The organism is Pseudomonas sp. AC172 (genome assembly GCF_979258595.1).
Window position 1 is genome coordinate 4,372,233 of record NZ_OZ409868.1, and the last position, 15,089, is coordinate 4,387,321.

At 59.5% G+C, this 15,089-nt stretch carries 10 protein-coding genes; 8 read left to right on the top strand and 2 right to left on the bottom strand.

All coding sequences use genetic code 11. From position 1 onward, the window contains the following. Window positions 1-164: 164 nt before the first annotated feature. From ACZ0A4_RS19720 to ACZ0A4_RS19735, 4 genes are all read left to right on the top strand, one after another. On the top strand, window positions 165-653 hold the full coding sequence (locus tag ACZ0A4_RS19720) for a DUF3015 domain-containing protein (RefSeq protein WP_007909797.1): 489 nt from the start codon (window positions 165-167) through the stop codon (window positions 651-653). Window positions 654-748: 95 nt separating this feature from the next. Next, window positions 749-2,602 carry an Lnb N-terminal periplasmic domain-containing protein gene (locus ACZ0A4_RS19725; protein WP_463576059.1) on the top strand — a complete coding sequence of 618 codons (1,854 nt, stop codon included), beginning with the start codon at window positions 749-751 and terminating at the stop codon, window positions 2,600-2,602. A gap of 219 nt (window positions 2,603-2,821) precedes the next feature. Then, window positions 2,822-3,178, top strand: coding sequence for a hypothetical protein (locus ACZ0A4_RS19730; RefSeq protein ID WP_463576060.1), 357 nt, complete (start codon window positions 2,822-2,824; stop codon window positions 3,176-3,178). Between the two features lie 70 nt (window positions 3,179-3,248). After that, window positions 3,249-3,743 carry a GreA/GreB family elongation factor gene (locus ACZ0A4_RS19735; RefSeq protein ID WP_463576061.1) on the top strand — a complete coding sequence of 165 codons (495 nt, stop codon included), beginning with the start codon at window positions 3,249-3,251 and terminating at the stop codon, window positions 3,741-3,743. Here ACZ0A4_RS19735 and gdhA read toward each other — a convergent pair. Then, on the bottom strand, window positions 3,740-5,077 hold the full coding sequence (gene gdhA / locus ACZ0A4_RS19740) for an NADP-specific glutamate dehydrogenase (RefSeq protein WP_463576062.1): 1,338 nt from the start codon (window positions 5,075-5,077) through the stop codon (window positions 3,740-3,742). The two genes, ACZ0A4_RS19735 and gdhA, sit on opposite strands and share 4 nt — an antisense overlap. A gap of 346 nt (window positions 5,078-5,423) precedes the next feature. Then, window positions 5,424-7,088, bottom strand: coding sequence for an energy-dependent translational throttle protein EttA (gene ettA / locus ACZ0A4_RS19745; RefSeq protein WP_463576064.1), 1,665 nt, complete (start codon window positions 7,086-7,088; stop codon window positions 5,424-5,426). A 285-nt stretch (window positions 7,089-7,373) separates the two neighbouring features. Between ettA and morA the strand changes: the two genes are divergently transcribed. The 4 genes from morA to ACZ0A4_RS19765 all read left to right on the top strand — a co-directional run bounded on the left by morA (window position 7,374) and on the right by ACZ0A4_RS19765 (window position 15,072). Further along, window positions 7,374-11,222, top strand: coding sequence for a cyclic di-GMP receptor MorA (morA, locus tag ACZ0A4_RS19750; RefSeq protein ID WP_463576065.1), 3,849 nt, complete (start codon window positions 7,374-7,376; stop codon window positions 11,220-11,222). Window positions 11,223-11,441: 219 nt separating this feature from the next. Beyond that, window positions 11,442-12,695 carry a serine hydroxymethyltransferase gene (gene glyA, locus ACZ0A4_RS19755; RefSeq protein ID WP_007909785.1) on the top strand — a complete coding sequence of 418 codons (1,254 nt, stop codon included), beginning with the start codon at window positions 11,442-11,444 and terminating at the stop codon, window positions 12,693-12,695. 276 nt (window positions 12,696-12,971) lie between these two features. Further along, a complete protein-coding gene (locus ACZ0A4_RS19760) occupies window positions 12,972-14,285 on the top strand; it encodes a C4-dicarboxylate transporter DctA (protein ID WP_160059488.1) in 1,314 nt (437 codons plus the stop codon). A gap of 82 nt (window positions 14,286-14,367) precedes the next feature. Then, the gene (locus tag ACZ0A4_RS19765; RefSeq protein WP_463576068.1) at window positions 14,368-15,072 is read left to right on the top strand and encodes a FadR/GntR family transcriptional regulator; all 705 of its coding nucleotides are present in this window, start codon (window positions 14,368-14,370) and stop codon (window positions 15,070-15,072) included. The last annotated feature ends 17 nt before the right edge of the window (window positions 15,073-15,089 follow it).

Consider the following 15,089-nt stretch of genomic DNA (forward strand, 5'->3'; position numbering starts at 1 on the left):
CCAAATATTTTGCAAAAAACCACGGAACCCCTGGAACGTGCCTAAACTCCAAACTGCGCGGCTGGAACTAATACCGGCCCACTGGCTTCGTTTGGATCTGTTTCGTACAGAGCTTGGGGGGCCAGAACCCTGTCCATTGGTATGCACACAAAGAGAACAAAGCTATGAAACGGATTCTTCTCGGTACTCTCTTCACCGCTGTATCCATCAACGCAATGGCGCAAGCTCCAGGCGGCCCGGATTGCGGTTGGGGCAACATGCTGTTCGAAGGTCAGCGTGGCACCCCGGCGCACTTCCTCGCTTCCACCACCAACGGCACTTCCGGTAACGCCACCTTCGGGATGACGTCCGGCACCAACGGTTGCTCGACCAACGCATCGCTGACCTACGGCGGCAAATCCTGGTTTGCCATGAATGGCATGATGAACGAGCTGTCCGAAGACATGGCCAAAGGCAACGGCGAGGCGCTGACGACTTATGCCGTGGTACTGGGCGTGGCGCCGGAAGATCGCGCGCACTTCGCTGCTGTGACTCACGAGCACTTCCAGCAGATCTTCAGCAAGGCTGACGTGACCGCTGAAGACGTGCATACCAACACCCTGGCCGTACTGAAATCGGATCCTCGTCTGGCCAAGTACGCAACTCAGGCTTAAGCTCGACCCCACCCGCTTCCTTCGGGAAGCGGGTTTTGTTTTTTTGGCCCGTCCCTCCTTGGGTCTTTATTTCTTTCCTGTTCAAGTTGCTGACTATGCTCAAACGCCTTGCCTGGCTGGCGCTCTGTGTCTGCGCCCCGCTGTCCGCCGCGCCAACCATCGACCCTCAACGTTTGCAGCAACTGGCCAACGACCGCTTCTGGATTTCCCTCGGTCACTACGAAACCGCCAAGCTCGGCGGCTGGCGCAGCTATGTCAGCGACAAGAAGTTCTTTCTCGCGCCCGATGGCAATGAACATCCCGATCATGAACTGGCGGCCACCGTGCACTCGCTGTACGCACCGGCCAGCCTCGGCGAGCAACATGCGCAATGCGTTTATCCGGCACGTACTCGCTGGCTGAAAGCCCAGCTCAATCTCAGCGATCTGCCGACACCGGAATGTGCTGAATACAAGAAGTGGTTCAAGGATGTCTCGCCGCACAGCGCGGTGATGATCTTCCCGGCGGCTTACTTGAACAGTCCGTCATCGATGTTCGGACACACCCTGCTGCGCATCGATCAGGCCGATGTACAGGCCGACAAGACGTCGCTGCTCAGCTACGCGATCAACTTCGGTGCCTACATCGAAGGCTCGGACAATAGCATTCTGTATGCCTGGAAAGGTTTGATGGGCGGTTACCCGGGATTATTCGCACTGGTGCCATATCAGGAAAAGCTCTCCGAGTACCGCAGCCTGGAAAACCGTGATCTGTGGGAATACCGGCTCAACCTGACCCAGGAAGAAACCGCGCGCATGGTCGAGCATGTGTGGGAGCTGAAGCAGATCCAGTTCGACTATTTCTTCTTCGATGAAAACTGCTCGTATCGTCTGCTTGAGTTGTTGCAGGTCGCACGCCCGAGCCTGCGCCTGACCGAACAATTCCCGCTGACCGCGATCCCCACCGACACCGTCAAAGCGGTGAAGGAAGCCGGACTGGTGGAAAGTATCGAATACCGGCCATCGCGCGAGCGTGAATTGCTCAGCCGTGCCGAGCCGCTCAGCGATGAAGAACAGCAATGGGTGCTGAACGTCAGCGCCGATCAACAAGTGTTGCAAGACCCGACCTTCAAAGCCCTGCCTCGCGACCGTCAGGCGTTGATCATTGATGCGGCGTATCGTCTGGAGCGCTACCGCGCCAACGGCCAGGAACGCGATCCGCAACGGGCACAGCGCAGTTTCGAACTGCTGCGGGCGATCAACAAGAACCCCGCGCCAGAGCTGCAAATCCCACAACCGGGCCTGCCTGAAGATGGCCACGAATCGCGTACCTGGCAAGCCGGTCTCGGCACCCGCGGCGACCGGGCGTTCGGCGAGTACGGTTTACGCATGGCCTATCACGATCTCAACGACAACGCCGAGAGCTTCCCTCTCGGCGCGCAGATCGAAATCCTGCAGATGAAGTTGCGTCAGTATGAAGGCAACCACTGGCAGTTCCAGCAACTGGATCTGGCGACGATTCGTTCGCTGACGCCGCGCAATGAGCTGCTGCAACCGCTGTCGTGGCAGGTGACCGGTGGGCTTGAGCGGGTGCCGGGCAAGCATGATGACGAGACGCTGGTCAGCCACGTCAACGGTGGCGGCGGTGGTACGTGGGCGTTGGGCGACGATGTGCTGGGTTTTGCCCTCGGCACCATGCGGGTTGAACACAACAATGATTTCGCCGAGTTCGTGTCCCCCGCCGGCGGCTTCAATACCGGCGTGCTGTGGAAAAACCCCCTGGGCAATCTCAGCCTGGAAGCCAAGGGTGATTATTTCTTCAATGGCGAAGTGCGCCGTAGCCTGAGTCTGAATCAGCAGTGGGAATTGTCACGCAACCTCGGTTTGCGCCTGAGTGCGCAGCGGGAGTTCAGCCATCTCGCGACCCCGGAAACCGAGGTCATGCTCGAAGTGAAGTGGTATCACTACTGACTCCGAACACAACACAGAACCAATGTGGGAGCGAGCTTGCTCGCGAAAGCGGTGGGTCAGTCGATATTAAAATCGCCTGACAGGACGCCTTCGCGAGCAAGCTCGCTCCCACAGGGAATTTGTGGTGTTGATGGATTTTTCACGGGGCTTCGACAGCCGTGTCATGAATCCCCTTCTAGACTTTCCCCATAGGCCGGACAACCGGCGCGGGAGAGTGCGATGTGGCGGTGTGCGGGATTGCTGGGTGTTGTGTTGTTGCTGGGCGGTTGCCAGACCACTCATGACGATTTGATCGCCAAGGGTTATCCACCGGCCTTCGCCGACGGCTTTGATGATGGTTGTGTCAGCGGTCGCCAGGCCGCCGGTTCGATCAGCGGCGAATTTCGCAAGAACGTGCCGCGTTATCTCAAGGACAAGCAATACGCCGACGGCTGGACCGATGGCTTTCGCCAGTGTCAGGCGATGCTGGAAAACAAGGGTCGCGAAGAGTATCGCAACGAACACTGGGATGAACGCGAGCGCGCCTGGCAGCAACAGAAAGATCAGGACGCCGGGCGGGCTTATCGCTCGCCATAGGTCGCTTGCAGACATCCAGTGAAACCAAATGCCTGCGAGCATGGCCCAAACCTCATACGAGGAGGAACCCATGAGCCGTGCTTTCGTCAACGAAGACAACGCCGCCGCACAAGCCGATCAACCGGTTGAACGGCAGGTCAGCGAGCAACCCAATTACGTCACGCCACAAGGCTTGGCGCAGTTGCAGGCAAAAGTCGCCGAGCTGCAAAACCTGCACGCAGAACAAGCGGCCAAGGGTGAGCAGGCGGACAAACAGCGCCTGGCTGATTTGCAAAGGGATCTGCGTTATTTCAACCAGCGCCTGAGCAGCGCCCAGGTCGCCATCCCGGCAACGTCCAGAGACAAAGTGCAGATCGGCAGTTGGGTGACCTACGCCGACGAACACGACACCGAACGCCGGGTGCAACTGGTCGGCGAAGATCAGGCCGATGCCAGCAAGGGCCTGATCAATTGGGGCTCGCCCTTGGGCCGGGCGCTGCTTGGCGCCCGACTCAATGACGAGGTGCTGTGGCAGCGCCCCGCCGGCGATCAAGTGATCGAAGTGATCCGTATCGAACCGGCTTAAACCACACCCTGCGCCAACATCGCGTCGGCGACTTTGACGAAGCCGGCGATGTTCGCGCCCTTGACGTAGTTGATCCCCCCGTTTTCTTCGCCGTAATGCACGCAAGCGTGGTGGATCGACTGCATGATCGCATGCAGCTTGCTGTCGACCTCGCCCGCCGTCCACAGCAGACGCATGGCGTTCTGCGACATCTCCAGACCGCTCACCGCCACGCCGCCGGCGTTGGATGCTTTGCCCGGGGCGAACAGAATGCCGGCCTCGATAAAGATATCCACAGCCGCAAGCGTCGTCGGCATGTTCGCGCCTTCGGCCACGCACACACAGCCATTGCGCAGCAGCGTGCGTGCGGCTTCGGCGTCGAGTTCGTTCTGCGTGGCGCACGGCAGCGCGATGTCGCACGGCAACGACCACGGCAACTGACCGGCGCGCAATTCCAGACCGAAGGCTGTGGCGAGTTCGCTGATGCGCCCACGCTTGACGTTTTTCAGTTCCAGCAGCGCCAGCCACTGCTCTTCGCTGAGCCCGGCTTCGCAGTACAGCGTGCCTTCGGAGTCGGATAAGGAAATCACCTTGCCGCCCAGATCCATGACTTTGCGCGCGGCGTATTGCGCAACGTTGCCGGAACCGGAAATCGCCACGCGTTTGCCTTCAACGGTCTGCCCGCGACGCTTGAGCATTTCTTCAGCGAAATACACGCAGCCAAAACCGGTGGCTTCCGGACGAATCAGGCTGCCGCCGTAGGTCATGCCTTTGCCGGTAAGGACGCTAGTGAATTGGTTGCTCAGGCGTTTGTACTGGCCGAACAGGAAACCGATCTCGCGCGCACCGACACCGATATCACCGGCCGGCACGTCAACGTCGGCGCCAATGTGGCGATACAACTCGCTCATGAACGCCTGGCAGAAACGCATGACTTCAGCGTCGCTCTTGCCCTTCGGATCGAAGTCCGCGCCGCCCTTGCCGCCGCCCATGGGCAACGAAGTCAGGGAGTTTTTGAAAGTCTGTTCGAAGGCGAGGAATTTCAGCACGCCCAGGTTCACCGATGGGTGGAAACGCAAGCCGCCCTTGTACGGGCCGATGGCGCTGTTCATCTGGATGCGAAAACCGCGATTGACCTGCACTTTGCCCTGATCGTCGACCCATGACACACGGAACACCACGGCACGCTCCGGTTCGCAGATGCGCTCCAGAATCCCCGAGGTCAGGTAATGCGGATTGGCTTCAAGAAACGGCCACAGGCTGCGCAGGACTTCTTCGACGGCCTGGTGAAATTCGGGTTGGTCCGGGTCGCGTTTTTTCAGGCGGGCGAGGAAGGATTCGACGGATTCGATCATGGAAAAAGTCTCGGCAAATTTATTGTCGTTGGAGGAGATTGGGCCGGACTGTAACAAACGAAATGCGCACAGGAACAGAGCAAAATGTCGCAGTTATGAAATTAAATGGTGCACAGGATATAAATTAGAAGAATTTTTAGCCGATTTTGCACCTGAATGGTGAGACCACAGTTGAGAGCTGCACCAAAAGTCATACCGCTTTCGCGAGCAGGCTCGCTCCCACAGGGAAATGCATTTCAAATGTGGGAGCGAGCCTGCTCGCGAAGGGGTCATCTCGGTACTCCCCAAAAACCAGGCAAAAAAAACGGAGCCCGAAGGCTCCGCTTTTTCATGCAACCAACCCGAATCAGGCCAGTTTCTTGTGACGCACGCGGTGTGGCTGGGCAGCCGCTTCGCCGAGTCGCTTTTTACGATCGGCTTCGTACTCGGTGTAGTTGCCTTCGAAGAAGATCGCTTGCGAGTCGTCTTCGTACGCCAGGATGTGTGTCGCCACGCGGTCAAGGAACCACCGATCGTGAGAGATCACAATGGCGGCGCCCGGGAAGTCCAGCAGGGCTTCTTCCAGGGAACGCAGGGTTTCAACGTCGAGGTCGTTGGACGGTTCGTCGAGCAGCAGGACGTTGCCGCCCTCCTTCAGGGTCAGCGCCAGGTGCAGACGACCGCGCTCACCACCGGACAGGTCCTTGACGAACTTCTGCTGATCGCCGCCCTTGAAGTTGAAGCGACCGACATAAGTACGCGACGGAATCTCGTAGCTGCCGATGCGGATCTGGTCGGAACCGTCGGAGATTTGCTGGAACACAGTCTTGCTGCCATCCAGGTCATCGCGGCTCTGATCGACGCAGGCCAGTTGCACGGTTTCGCCGACTTCGATGCTGCCCGAATCCGGTGTTTCCTTGCCCATCAGCATGCGGAACAGGGTCGACTTACCGGCACCGTTACCGCCGATCACGCCAACAATGGCACCCTTCGGCATCGAGAACGACAGGTTGTCGATCAGCACGCGATCGCCGTAGCCCTTGGTGACGTTCTTGAACTCGATGACCTTGTCGCCCAGGCGTGGACCGGCCGGGATGTAGATCTCGTTGGTTTCGCTGCGCTTCTGGAATTCCTGCGATTGCATTTCTTCGAAGCGTTGCAGACGTGCCTTGGATTTCGACTGGCGGGCTTTCGCGCCTTTGCGCACCCACTCCAGCTCTTCTTTCATGGCTTTTTCGTGGGCCGACTGCTGCTTGGATTCGGCCGCCAGACGATCGGACTTGGCTTCGAGCCAACCCGAGTAGTTGCCTTCGTACGGAATGCCTGCGCCGCGGTCGAGTTCCAGAATCCAGCCGGCGACGTTGTCGAGGAAGTACCGGTCGTGCGTAATCGCTACCACGGTGCCCGGGAAGTCGTGCAGGAAGTGCTCCAGCCACGCAACGGAATCGGCGTCCAAGTGGTTGGTCGGTTCGTCGAGCAGCAACATGTCCGGCGCAGACAGCAGCAGGCGGCACAGGGCCACACGGCGTTTTTCACCACCAGAGAGGAATTCGACCTTGGCGTCCCACGCCGGCAGACGCAGTGCGTCGGCGGCCACTTCCAGTTGACGATCGAGGTTGTGACCGTCGCTGGCCTGCAGGATCGCTTCGAGCTTGGCCTGTTCGGCAGCCAGTTTGTCGAAGTCGGCGTCTTCTTCAGCGTAAGCCGCGTAGACCTCGTCCAGGCGCGCCTGGGCGTTCTTGATCACGCTGACCGCTTCCTCGACCACTTCACGCACGGTCTTGGTCGGATCAAGTTGTGGCTCTTGCGGCAGATAACCGATGTTCAGCTCCGGCATCGGACGAGCTTCGCCCTCGAATTCGGTGTCGACGCCGGCCATGATTTTCAGCAGCGTGGACTTACCCGAACCGTTGAGGCCGAGTACGCCGATCTTGGCGCCGGGGAAGAAGGACAGCGAAATGTTTTTGAGAATTTCCCGCTTCGGCGGAACAACTTTGCCCAGCCGATGCATGGTGAAGACGTATTGAGCCATGGAGAACCTTGGGTCAGTGACAGATGAATGATTGCAGCGCGGGCGATGCCCGGCCAGACCATGCGCGTCGTTCACTTGATGGTTATCAATGCGTGCGCGCTGAAAAAGTCTGAGTCTAGGAGCTGGAACGCTCCCGCGTAACCGGCAAAGCTACCTGAATGACGGAAGGCAGTCCAGCCGAGCGGGGCTGGCACTTCGCCACAACTCAAGGCATGCTAGCCGCCCTTTGGGCGTCCGGCTTATAGTGCACGTCGCGCCAGTCCAGCCAGACCGCAGGATTACAGCTTGTCCAATGTCACTCCGCCAGCTTCTGTGAGCAGCACCCCACCGGCGCCCGGTTCGTCCCTGCGCGGGACATTAAAGGGTGCGCTGGCGACGCTCGTGCTTTTGTTGCTCGCCTTGCTGTTCTGGCAATTGCTCGATCAACTGCGCGAAACCCAGAAAAACCAGCGCCAGTACACCATCGACTACACCGCCGACCTCGCCTCGCAGGTCAGTCTGAACATGGCGCTGAACGCGCAAATCGCCCTGAATCTGTTACCGATCGTCGAACAACCGCAATCAGCCGACGAACAGCAGGTGCTGCTGCGCAAGCTTCAGCAATCGCTGCCCGATCTGCGCAGCATGGCGTTGCTCAGTCCTTCCGGGCGGATCATCAGCGACAGCGCCGTCGACAGTCACGACGCCGACTACCTCACCGAACTGGTGCGCCGCAGCCGCGCCCAGGCCCACTATTTCAGTAATGCCGATGACGGCTCGGTGGTGCATCTATTGCTGCATCAGGCCAGCGGCAGTACACGCGGTTATTGGGCATTGCGCCTGACCCCGACCTTCTTCGACTCGCTGACCAAACAGGGTGACACCGGCCTGCGCCCCCTGTGGCTGGTGGAAAACCGCATCAACCATCAGATCATCAGTCGCGACGAAGCGCTGCCCTCGGCCAAGCCCGGCGTGCTCACACCCGATGATCTGGCCAACACCGTGCTGACGGTGCCACTGAGCAGCAGCGACTGGCAGTTGCGTGGCCTGTTCGACCGTCAGCGCGTGCTCGAAGAACTGCTGCCGGCGTTTATCGGCAAATGCCTGTTGGGTCTGGCGTTCTCGATGCTGCCGGTGATTGCGCTGTTGAACATGCGCCGTCGCCAGCGCCAGTTGCACGAAGGTCGCCGACGCTATCAGGACATTTTCGAAGGCACCGGCGTGGCCCTCTGTGTGCTTGATCTATCCGGTCTGAAGCAGGTCTTCGACAAGGCGCAGATCCAGACCAGCGACCAGCTCAAGGCCTGGCTCGACCAACCGCAGCAACGCCAGCAACTGCTGCAGGAACTGCGCGTCACCGAGGTCAACCAGGTCGCGTTGCAATTGCTCAACGTCAATTCCTGCGAGCATGCCTGGCAACTGTTGATCGATGGCCATCCGCACCGCCAGTGCGCGATCGGCAATCAAGTCCTCGATGCCGTGCTGCAGCAACAAAAGCAGCTGGAACTGGAAATCAAACTGCCGGACATCAATGGCCGCGACCAGCACCTGTGGATGGTGTTGCGCCTGCCGACCGAGCAGCACGACTACAAAGCGGTGATCCTCAGCATCAACGACATCACCAGTCGCAAACTGATCGAACTGTCCCTGCTCGAACGCGAGGGCTTCTGGTCGGACGTGGTACGCACCGTGCCGGATCATCTGTACGTGCAGGACGTGATCAGCCAGCGGATGATTTTCAGCAACCACCACCTCGGCCAGACCCTCGGCTACAACCGCACCGAACTGCACCAGATGGGCGAGTATTTCTGGGAAATCCTGCTGCATCCGGAAGATGCCGACTACTACCATCGCTCACGCCAGTTGCAACGCCACGCCGGTTACAGCCAATTGTTGCAATGCCAGTTGCGTTTCCGTCATCGCGACGGCAAGTGGCGGCGCTTCGATATTCGCGAACAAGCCCTGGCCCGCGACAAACACGATCAGGTCACGCGGATCATCGGCGTGGCCAAGGACATCACCGAACAGATCGAGGCCAGCGAATCCCTGCGCGACAGTGAGCAGCGTTATCGCATGCTCGCCGAAAGCATCAGCGACGTGATCTTCTCCACCGACAGCAAACTCTCGCTGAACTACGTCAGCCCATCGGTGCAAGCCGTGCTGGGTTACGACGCCGAGTGGATTTTCCAGAACGGCTGGCAATCGACCATCGCCAACCCGCAGCAACTGAGCGGCATCTACACGCTGATGGATCGGGTCAGCAAGGCGCTGGACAAACCCGAGCAACTGGCGGTGTTGCGCAATCAGGTGCAGACGCAGTTGTTCCTGTTCGACTGCCTGCGCGCCGATGGCCGCAAGATCCCGATCGAGCTGCGTTTGGTGCTGGTGTGGGACGAGCACGGCGCGTTCGAAGGCGTGCTTGGTGTCGGTCGCGACATCAGCCAGCAGCGCCGCGCCGAAAAAGACCTGCGCATGGCCGCCACGGTATTCGAACACTCAACCTCGGCGATCCTGATCACCGACCCGGCCGGTTACATCGTCCAGGCCAACGAGGCTTTCAGCCGCGTCAGCGGTTACGCGGTGAGCGAAGTGCTCGACCAGTTGCCGAACATGCTCACCGTCGATGAGCAACAGGACGCGCACCTGCGGTATGTGCTCAAGCAATTGCACCAGCACAACACCTGGGAGGGCGAAGTCTGGATGAAGCGGCGTAATGGCGAGCATTATCCGGCGTGGGTCGGCATCACCGCGGTGCTCGACGACGAAGGCGATCTGGCCAGTTACGTGTGCTTCTTCAGCGACATCAGCGAGCGCAAGGCCAGCGAACAGCGGATTCACCGCCTCGCCTACTACGACGCCCTGACGCATTTACCGAACCGCACACTGTTCCAGGATCGCCTGCACACCGCGCTGCAATCGGCCGAGCGGCAGAAGTCGTGGGTGGTGCTGATGTTCCTCGACCTCGACCGTTTCAAACCGATCAACGACTCCCTCGGCCATGCCGCCGGCGACCGCATGTTGAAAGACATGGCCACGCGCCTGCTGGCCTGTGTTGACGATGACGACACCGTGGCACGTATGGGCGGTGACGAATTCACCTTGCTGCTGCAACATCGTTCCAGCCGCGAAATGGCGCTGAACCGGGCGATTCATGTCGCCGAGCAGATCCTTGGCAGCCTGGTCCGACCGTTCGTACTTGAAGGCCGCGAGTTCTTCGTCACTGCCAGTATCGGCATCGCCCTGAGTCCGCAGGACGGCAACGAGCTCAGCCAGTTGATGAAGAACGCCGACACCGCGATGTACCACGCCAAGGAACGCGGCAAGAACAATTTCCAGTTCTATCAGGCCGACATGAACGCCAGTGCGCTGGAACGTCTGGAGTTGGAAAGCGACTTGCGCCATGCCTTGGAACAGAACGAATTCGTCCTGTATTACCAGCCGCAGTTCAGCGGCGACGGCAAACGCCTGACCGGCGCCGAAGCGCTGTTGCGCTGGCGTCATCCGCGTCGCGGGCTGGTGCCGCCGGGGGACTTCATCCCGGTGCTGGAAGAACTCGGTCTGGTGGTGGACGTAGGCGACTGGGTGATCAGCGAGGCCTGCCGCCAACTCAAGACCTGGCACCAGAACCGCGTGCGCGTGCCGAAGGTCTCGGTGAACATCTCCGCGCGACAGTTCTCCGATGGCCAACTCGGCACGCGGATCGCCACAATCCTGCGCGAAACCGGCCTGCCGCCGGCGTGTCTGGAACTGGAACTGACCGAAAGTATCCTGATGCGTGAAGTCAGCGAGGCCATGCAGATTCTTGCCGGGCTGAAAAACCTCGGGCTGAGCATTGCGGTCGACGACTTCGGCACCGGTTACTCATCGCTGAACTACCTCAAGCAATTCCCGATCGACGTGCTGAAGATCGACCGCACGTTCGTCGATGGCTTGCCGTCGGGTGAGCAGGACGCGCAGATCGCCCGGGCGATCATCGCCATGGCGCACAGCCTGAATCTGGCGGTGATCGCCGAGGGCGTGGAGACCCATGAACAACTGGACTTCCTGCGTGAGCATGGTTGCGATGAGGTTCAGGGATATCTGTTCGGGCGGCCGATGCCGGCGGGGCGGTTTGAGGCGCAGTTCAGCAATGACGCGTTGTTCATGTTTGACTGAAGATCTGCGGCGCGGCATTCGCGAGCAGGCTCGCTCCCACAGGGATTGATGTCGATCACAAAATCGCAGGTTGGCCTCGGTTAGTGTGGGGGCCAGCAAAAGCACCGCACATCTGTCATGAACGCCACTTGTCTGCGACATGATGTCGTTTCATATGCCATCCAAAACCCATTGGGTTAGAATGCCCCCCTTTTCTGCCCCCGATCCTTGAGGACCGCCATGTTCAGCCGTGATTTGACTATTGCCAAGTACGACGCCGACCTTTTTGCCGCCATGGAGCAAGAAGCTCAGCGCCAGGAAGAACACATTGAGCTGATCGCTTCGGAAAACTACACCAGCCCAGCGGTGATGGAAGCTCAAGGCTCGGTCCTGACCAACAAGTACGCTGAAGGCTACCCAGGCAAGCGCTACTACGGTGGTTGCGAGTACGTCGACATCGTTGAGCAACTGGCCATCGACCGCGCCAAAGAGCTGTTCGGCGCCGATTACGCCAACGTTCAACCGCACGCCGGTTCGCAAGCCAACGCCGCCGTTTACCTGGCCCTGCTGCAAGGTGGCGACACCATTCTGGGCATGAGCCTGGCTCACGGCGGTCACCTGACCCACGGTGCCAGCGTTTCCTCCTCCGGCAAGCTGTACAACGCTGTGCAGTACGGCATCGACGCCAACGGCCTGATCGACTACGACGAAGTCGAGCGTCTGGCTGTAGAACACAAGCCAAAAATGATCGTGGCCGGTTTCTCTGCCTACTCGCAGATTCTCGACTTCCCACGCTTCCGCGCCATCGCCGACAAAGTCGGTGCTTACCTGTTCGTCGACATGGCTCACGTAGCCGGTCTGGTTGCCGCTGGTGTTTACCCGAACCCGGTGCCTTTCGCTGACGTCGTGACCACCACCACGCACAAGACCTTGCGCGGTCCACGTGGCGGCCTGATCCTGGCTCGTGCCAACGCCGACATCGAGAAGAAGCTGAACTCCGCGGTATTCCCGGGCGCCCAGGGTGGCCCGCTGGAGCACGTGATCGCCGCTAAAGCGATCTGCTTCAAGGAAGCGCTGCAGCCAGAGTTCAAGGCCTACCAGGAACAAGTGGTACTGAACGCCCAAGCCATGGCCGAAGTGTTCATCGAGCGCGGTTTCGACGTGGTTTCCGGCGGTACCAAGAACCACCTGTTCCTGCTGTCGCTGATCAAGCAGGACATCTCCGGTAAAGACGCCGACGCCGCTCTGGGCAAAGCGTTCATCACCGTGAACAAGAACTCCGTGCCAAACGATCCACGCTCGCCGTTCGTCACTTCCGGCCTGCGCTTCGGTACCCCGGCTGTGACCACTCGCGGCTTCAAGCAAGCCGAGTGCAAAGAGCTGGCCGGCTGGATCTGCGACATCCTGGCTGACCTGAACAACGAAGCGGTGATCGACGCCGTTCGTGAGAAAGTCAAAGCCATCTGCAAGAAACTGCCGGTATACGGCGCTTAATTGCGACGTTAAATCTGCAGCATGAAAAACCGGCCAAGTGATTGGCCGGTTTTTTTTCGCCTGAATATTTTCAAACGCATGAACCGCTCAAGAATGGGACTTGCCGCACAACTGGTCAGACCGGTCATGCCAATTCATCATTTTTCACTTGCGATCAAAGAAATTCAGCGCCTAGACTGCGCCTGCACTGGACATACCGGTAAGACCACAATAATTAAGTCCTGAATCTGATGCGCCCCGCGCACGGCAGCCAGGACACCGACCAGGATTCCTCCCATGCTCAGATGGTGCTCGCGTTCAATCTTCCTCCAAGTGGTTCTCGGACTGATGCTGGGCATCGTCTGCGGGCTGACCCTTCCTGAATACTCGGCCCAGCTCAAACCGCTCGGCGACGGCTTCATCAAACTGATCAAGATGCTCATTGGCCTCATCGTGTTCTGCGTGGTGGTCAGCGGCATCAGCGGGGCCGGCGATCTGAAAAAGGTCGGGCGCATCGGCCTGAAATCGGTGATCTACTTCGAAGTACTGACCACGATCGCCTTGGTGATCGGCCTGGTGTTCGCCTTCAGCACTGGTATTGGCAGCGGCGCGAATATTCATCTGGAGCAACTGTCGACCGCCGACATGGGTGATCTCGCCGAACGCGGCCAGCATATGCACACCACCACGCAGTTCCTGATGGACCTGATCCCGACTTCGGTTATCGGTGCCTTTGCCGACAACAACATTCTGCAAGTACTGCTGTTCTCGGTGCTGTTCGGCAGCGCGTTGAATCTGGTCGGTGAAGCGGCTTCCGGCATCTCCCGGCTGATCAACGAACTGAGCCATGTGATCTTCCGAATCATGGGCATGATCGTGCGTCTGGCGCCGATCGGCGTGTTCGGCGCCATCGCCTTCACCACCAGCAAATATGGCCTGGATTCCCTGCAACACCTTGGCAGTCTGGTCGGTTTGTTCTACCTGACCTGCATCGCGTTCGTCAGCGTGATTCTCGGTCTGGTGATGCGCGCCTCCGGCCTGCGTATGTGGCCGCTGCTCAAGTACCTGCGTGAAGAACTGTTGATCGTCATGGGTACGGCGTCGTCCGACGCGGTGCTGCCGCAGATCATGCGCAAACTCGAACACCTGGGCATCGGCAGCTCGACCGTGGGTCTGGTGATTCCCACCGGCTACTCGTTCAACCTCGACGGTTTCTCGATCTACCTGACCCTGGCCATCGTCTTCATCGCCAACGCCACCGGCACGCCACTGGCGATGACCGATTTGCTGACGATTCTGCTGGTGTCGCTGATCACCTCCAAAGGTGCCCACGGTATTCCCGGCTCGGCGCTGGTGATCCTCGCCGCTACGTTGACCGCCATTCCGGCGATCCCGGTAGTGGGTCTGGTCTTGGTGCTGGCCGTGGACTGGTTCATGGGCATCGGCCGTGCGTTGACCAACCTCATCGGCAACTGCGTCGCCACCGTCGCCATCGCCCGTTGGGAAAAAGACATCGACGTACAACGCGCCAACAAAGTACTCAGCGGTCAGCAGGGCTACACCTTTCAACCGCGTAAAACAGCAACTCCGGCGCACCAGCAGGAGTTCTGATTTAAACCCTGGAGGCGCTGCTGCAAGCTGCGATCTTTGATCCTGATTTGCGGCGCCCCTGCAGGCACATGGAGCAAGACAAGTGATTACCACATCAACCGTCGTCAACTCAGTCGTAGAAAAACTCCGCGCCGCCCTCGCCCGTGGCCAATGGCGCTCCGGCGACATGCTGCCGGGCCAGCGCGAACTGGCCGAACAACTGGGCATCAGCCGTCCGAGCCTGCGTGAAGCGGTGATCGTCCTGGAAACCCTCGGCCTGGTGCGTTCGATGCCGGGCAAGGGCGTGGTCGTGCTCGACGCGCAACTGAGCACCAGCCAAAGCCACGACAGCGCAGTCGCCGGTGCCAGCCTCGAAGACGTGCTGCAACTGCGCTACACCCTTGAGCCATTCATCGTCGGTCTGGTTGCGCAGTCGATCAGCAGCAAGGAAGTCGGCCAGTTGCGCCTGACCCTGATGGACATGCGCGAAGCCCTTGAAGCCGGCGACAGTGAGGCCGGGGTCAACGCCTACATCGCCTTTCATGAAGAGCTGTTCACGCTGACGTCCAACCCGATTTTCCAGAGCGTGGAGCAGCAGACCAGCAACGCCCTCAAGCAGAGCGCCGAAGTGCTGCGCAATTCTCCACAACATCTGGCTGAACGCCTCGAGGAAAACGAAGCCGTGGTGCGCGCCATCCGCAGCAAGAACAGCGCCCAGGCCAGCGCCGAAATGCGTCGGCACATTTTGCGCGAAGGTCAGCGCATGGGCATCGAACTGAATATTCCAGAAGACAACTTGAGTCGCTGATTCCTATTGGAGACAGG

What these genes read in the sequence shown, in the direction of transcription:
- ACZ0A4_RS19720 (WP_007909797.1), top strand. Translation starts at nt 165, where the DNA reads ATGAAACGGATTCTTCTCGGTACTCTCTTCACCGCTGTATCCATCAAC.
- ACZ0A4_RS19735 (WP_463576061.1), top strand. Translation starts at nt 3,249, where the DNA reads ATGAGCCGTGCTTTCGTCAACGAAGACAACGCCGCCGCACAAGCCGAT.
- glyA (WP_007909785.1), top strand. Translation starts at nt 11,442, where the DNA reads ATGTTCAGCCGTGATTTGACTATTGCCAAGTACGACGCCGACCTTTTT.
- ACZ0A4_RS19760 (WP_160059488.1), top strand. Translation starts at nt 12,972, where the DNA reads ATGCTCAGATGGTGCTCGCGTTCAATCTTCCTCCAAGTGGTTCTCGGA.
- ACZ0A4_RS19730 (WP_463576060.1), top strand. Translation starts at nt 2,822, where the DNA reads ATGTGGCGGTGTGCGGGATTGCTGGGTGTTGTGTTGTTGCTGGGCGGT.
- ettA (WP_463576064.1), bottom strand. Translation starts at nt 7,088, where the DNA reads ATGGCTCAATACGTCTTCACCATGCATCGGCTGGGCAAAGTTGTTCCG.
- gdhA (WP_463576062.1), bottom strand. Translation starts at nt 5,077, where the DNA reads ATGATCGAATCCGTCGAATCCTTCCTCGCCCGCCTGAAAAAACGCGAC.
- ACZ0A4_RS19725 (WP_463576059.1), top strand. Translation starts at nt 749, where the DNA reads ATGCTCAAACGCCTTGCCTGGCTGGCGCTCTGTGTCTGCGCCCCGCTG.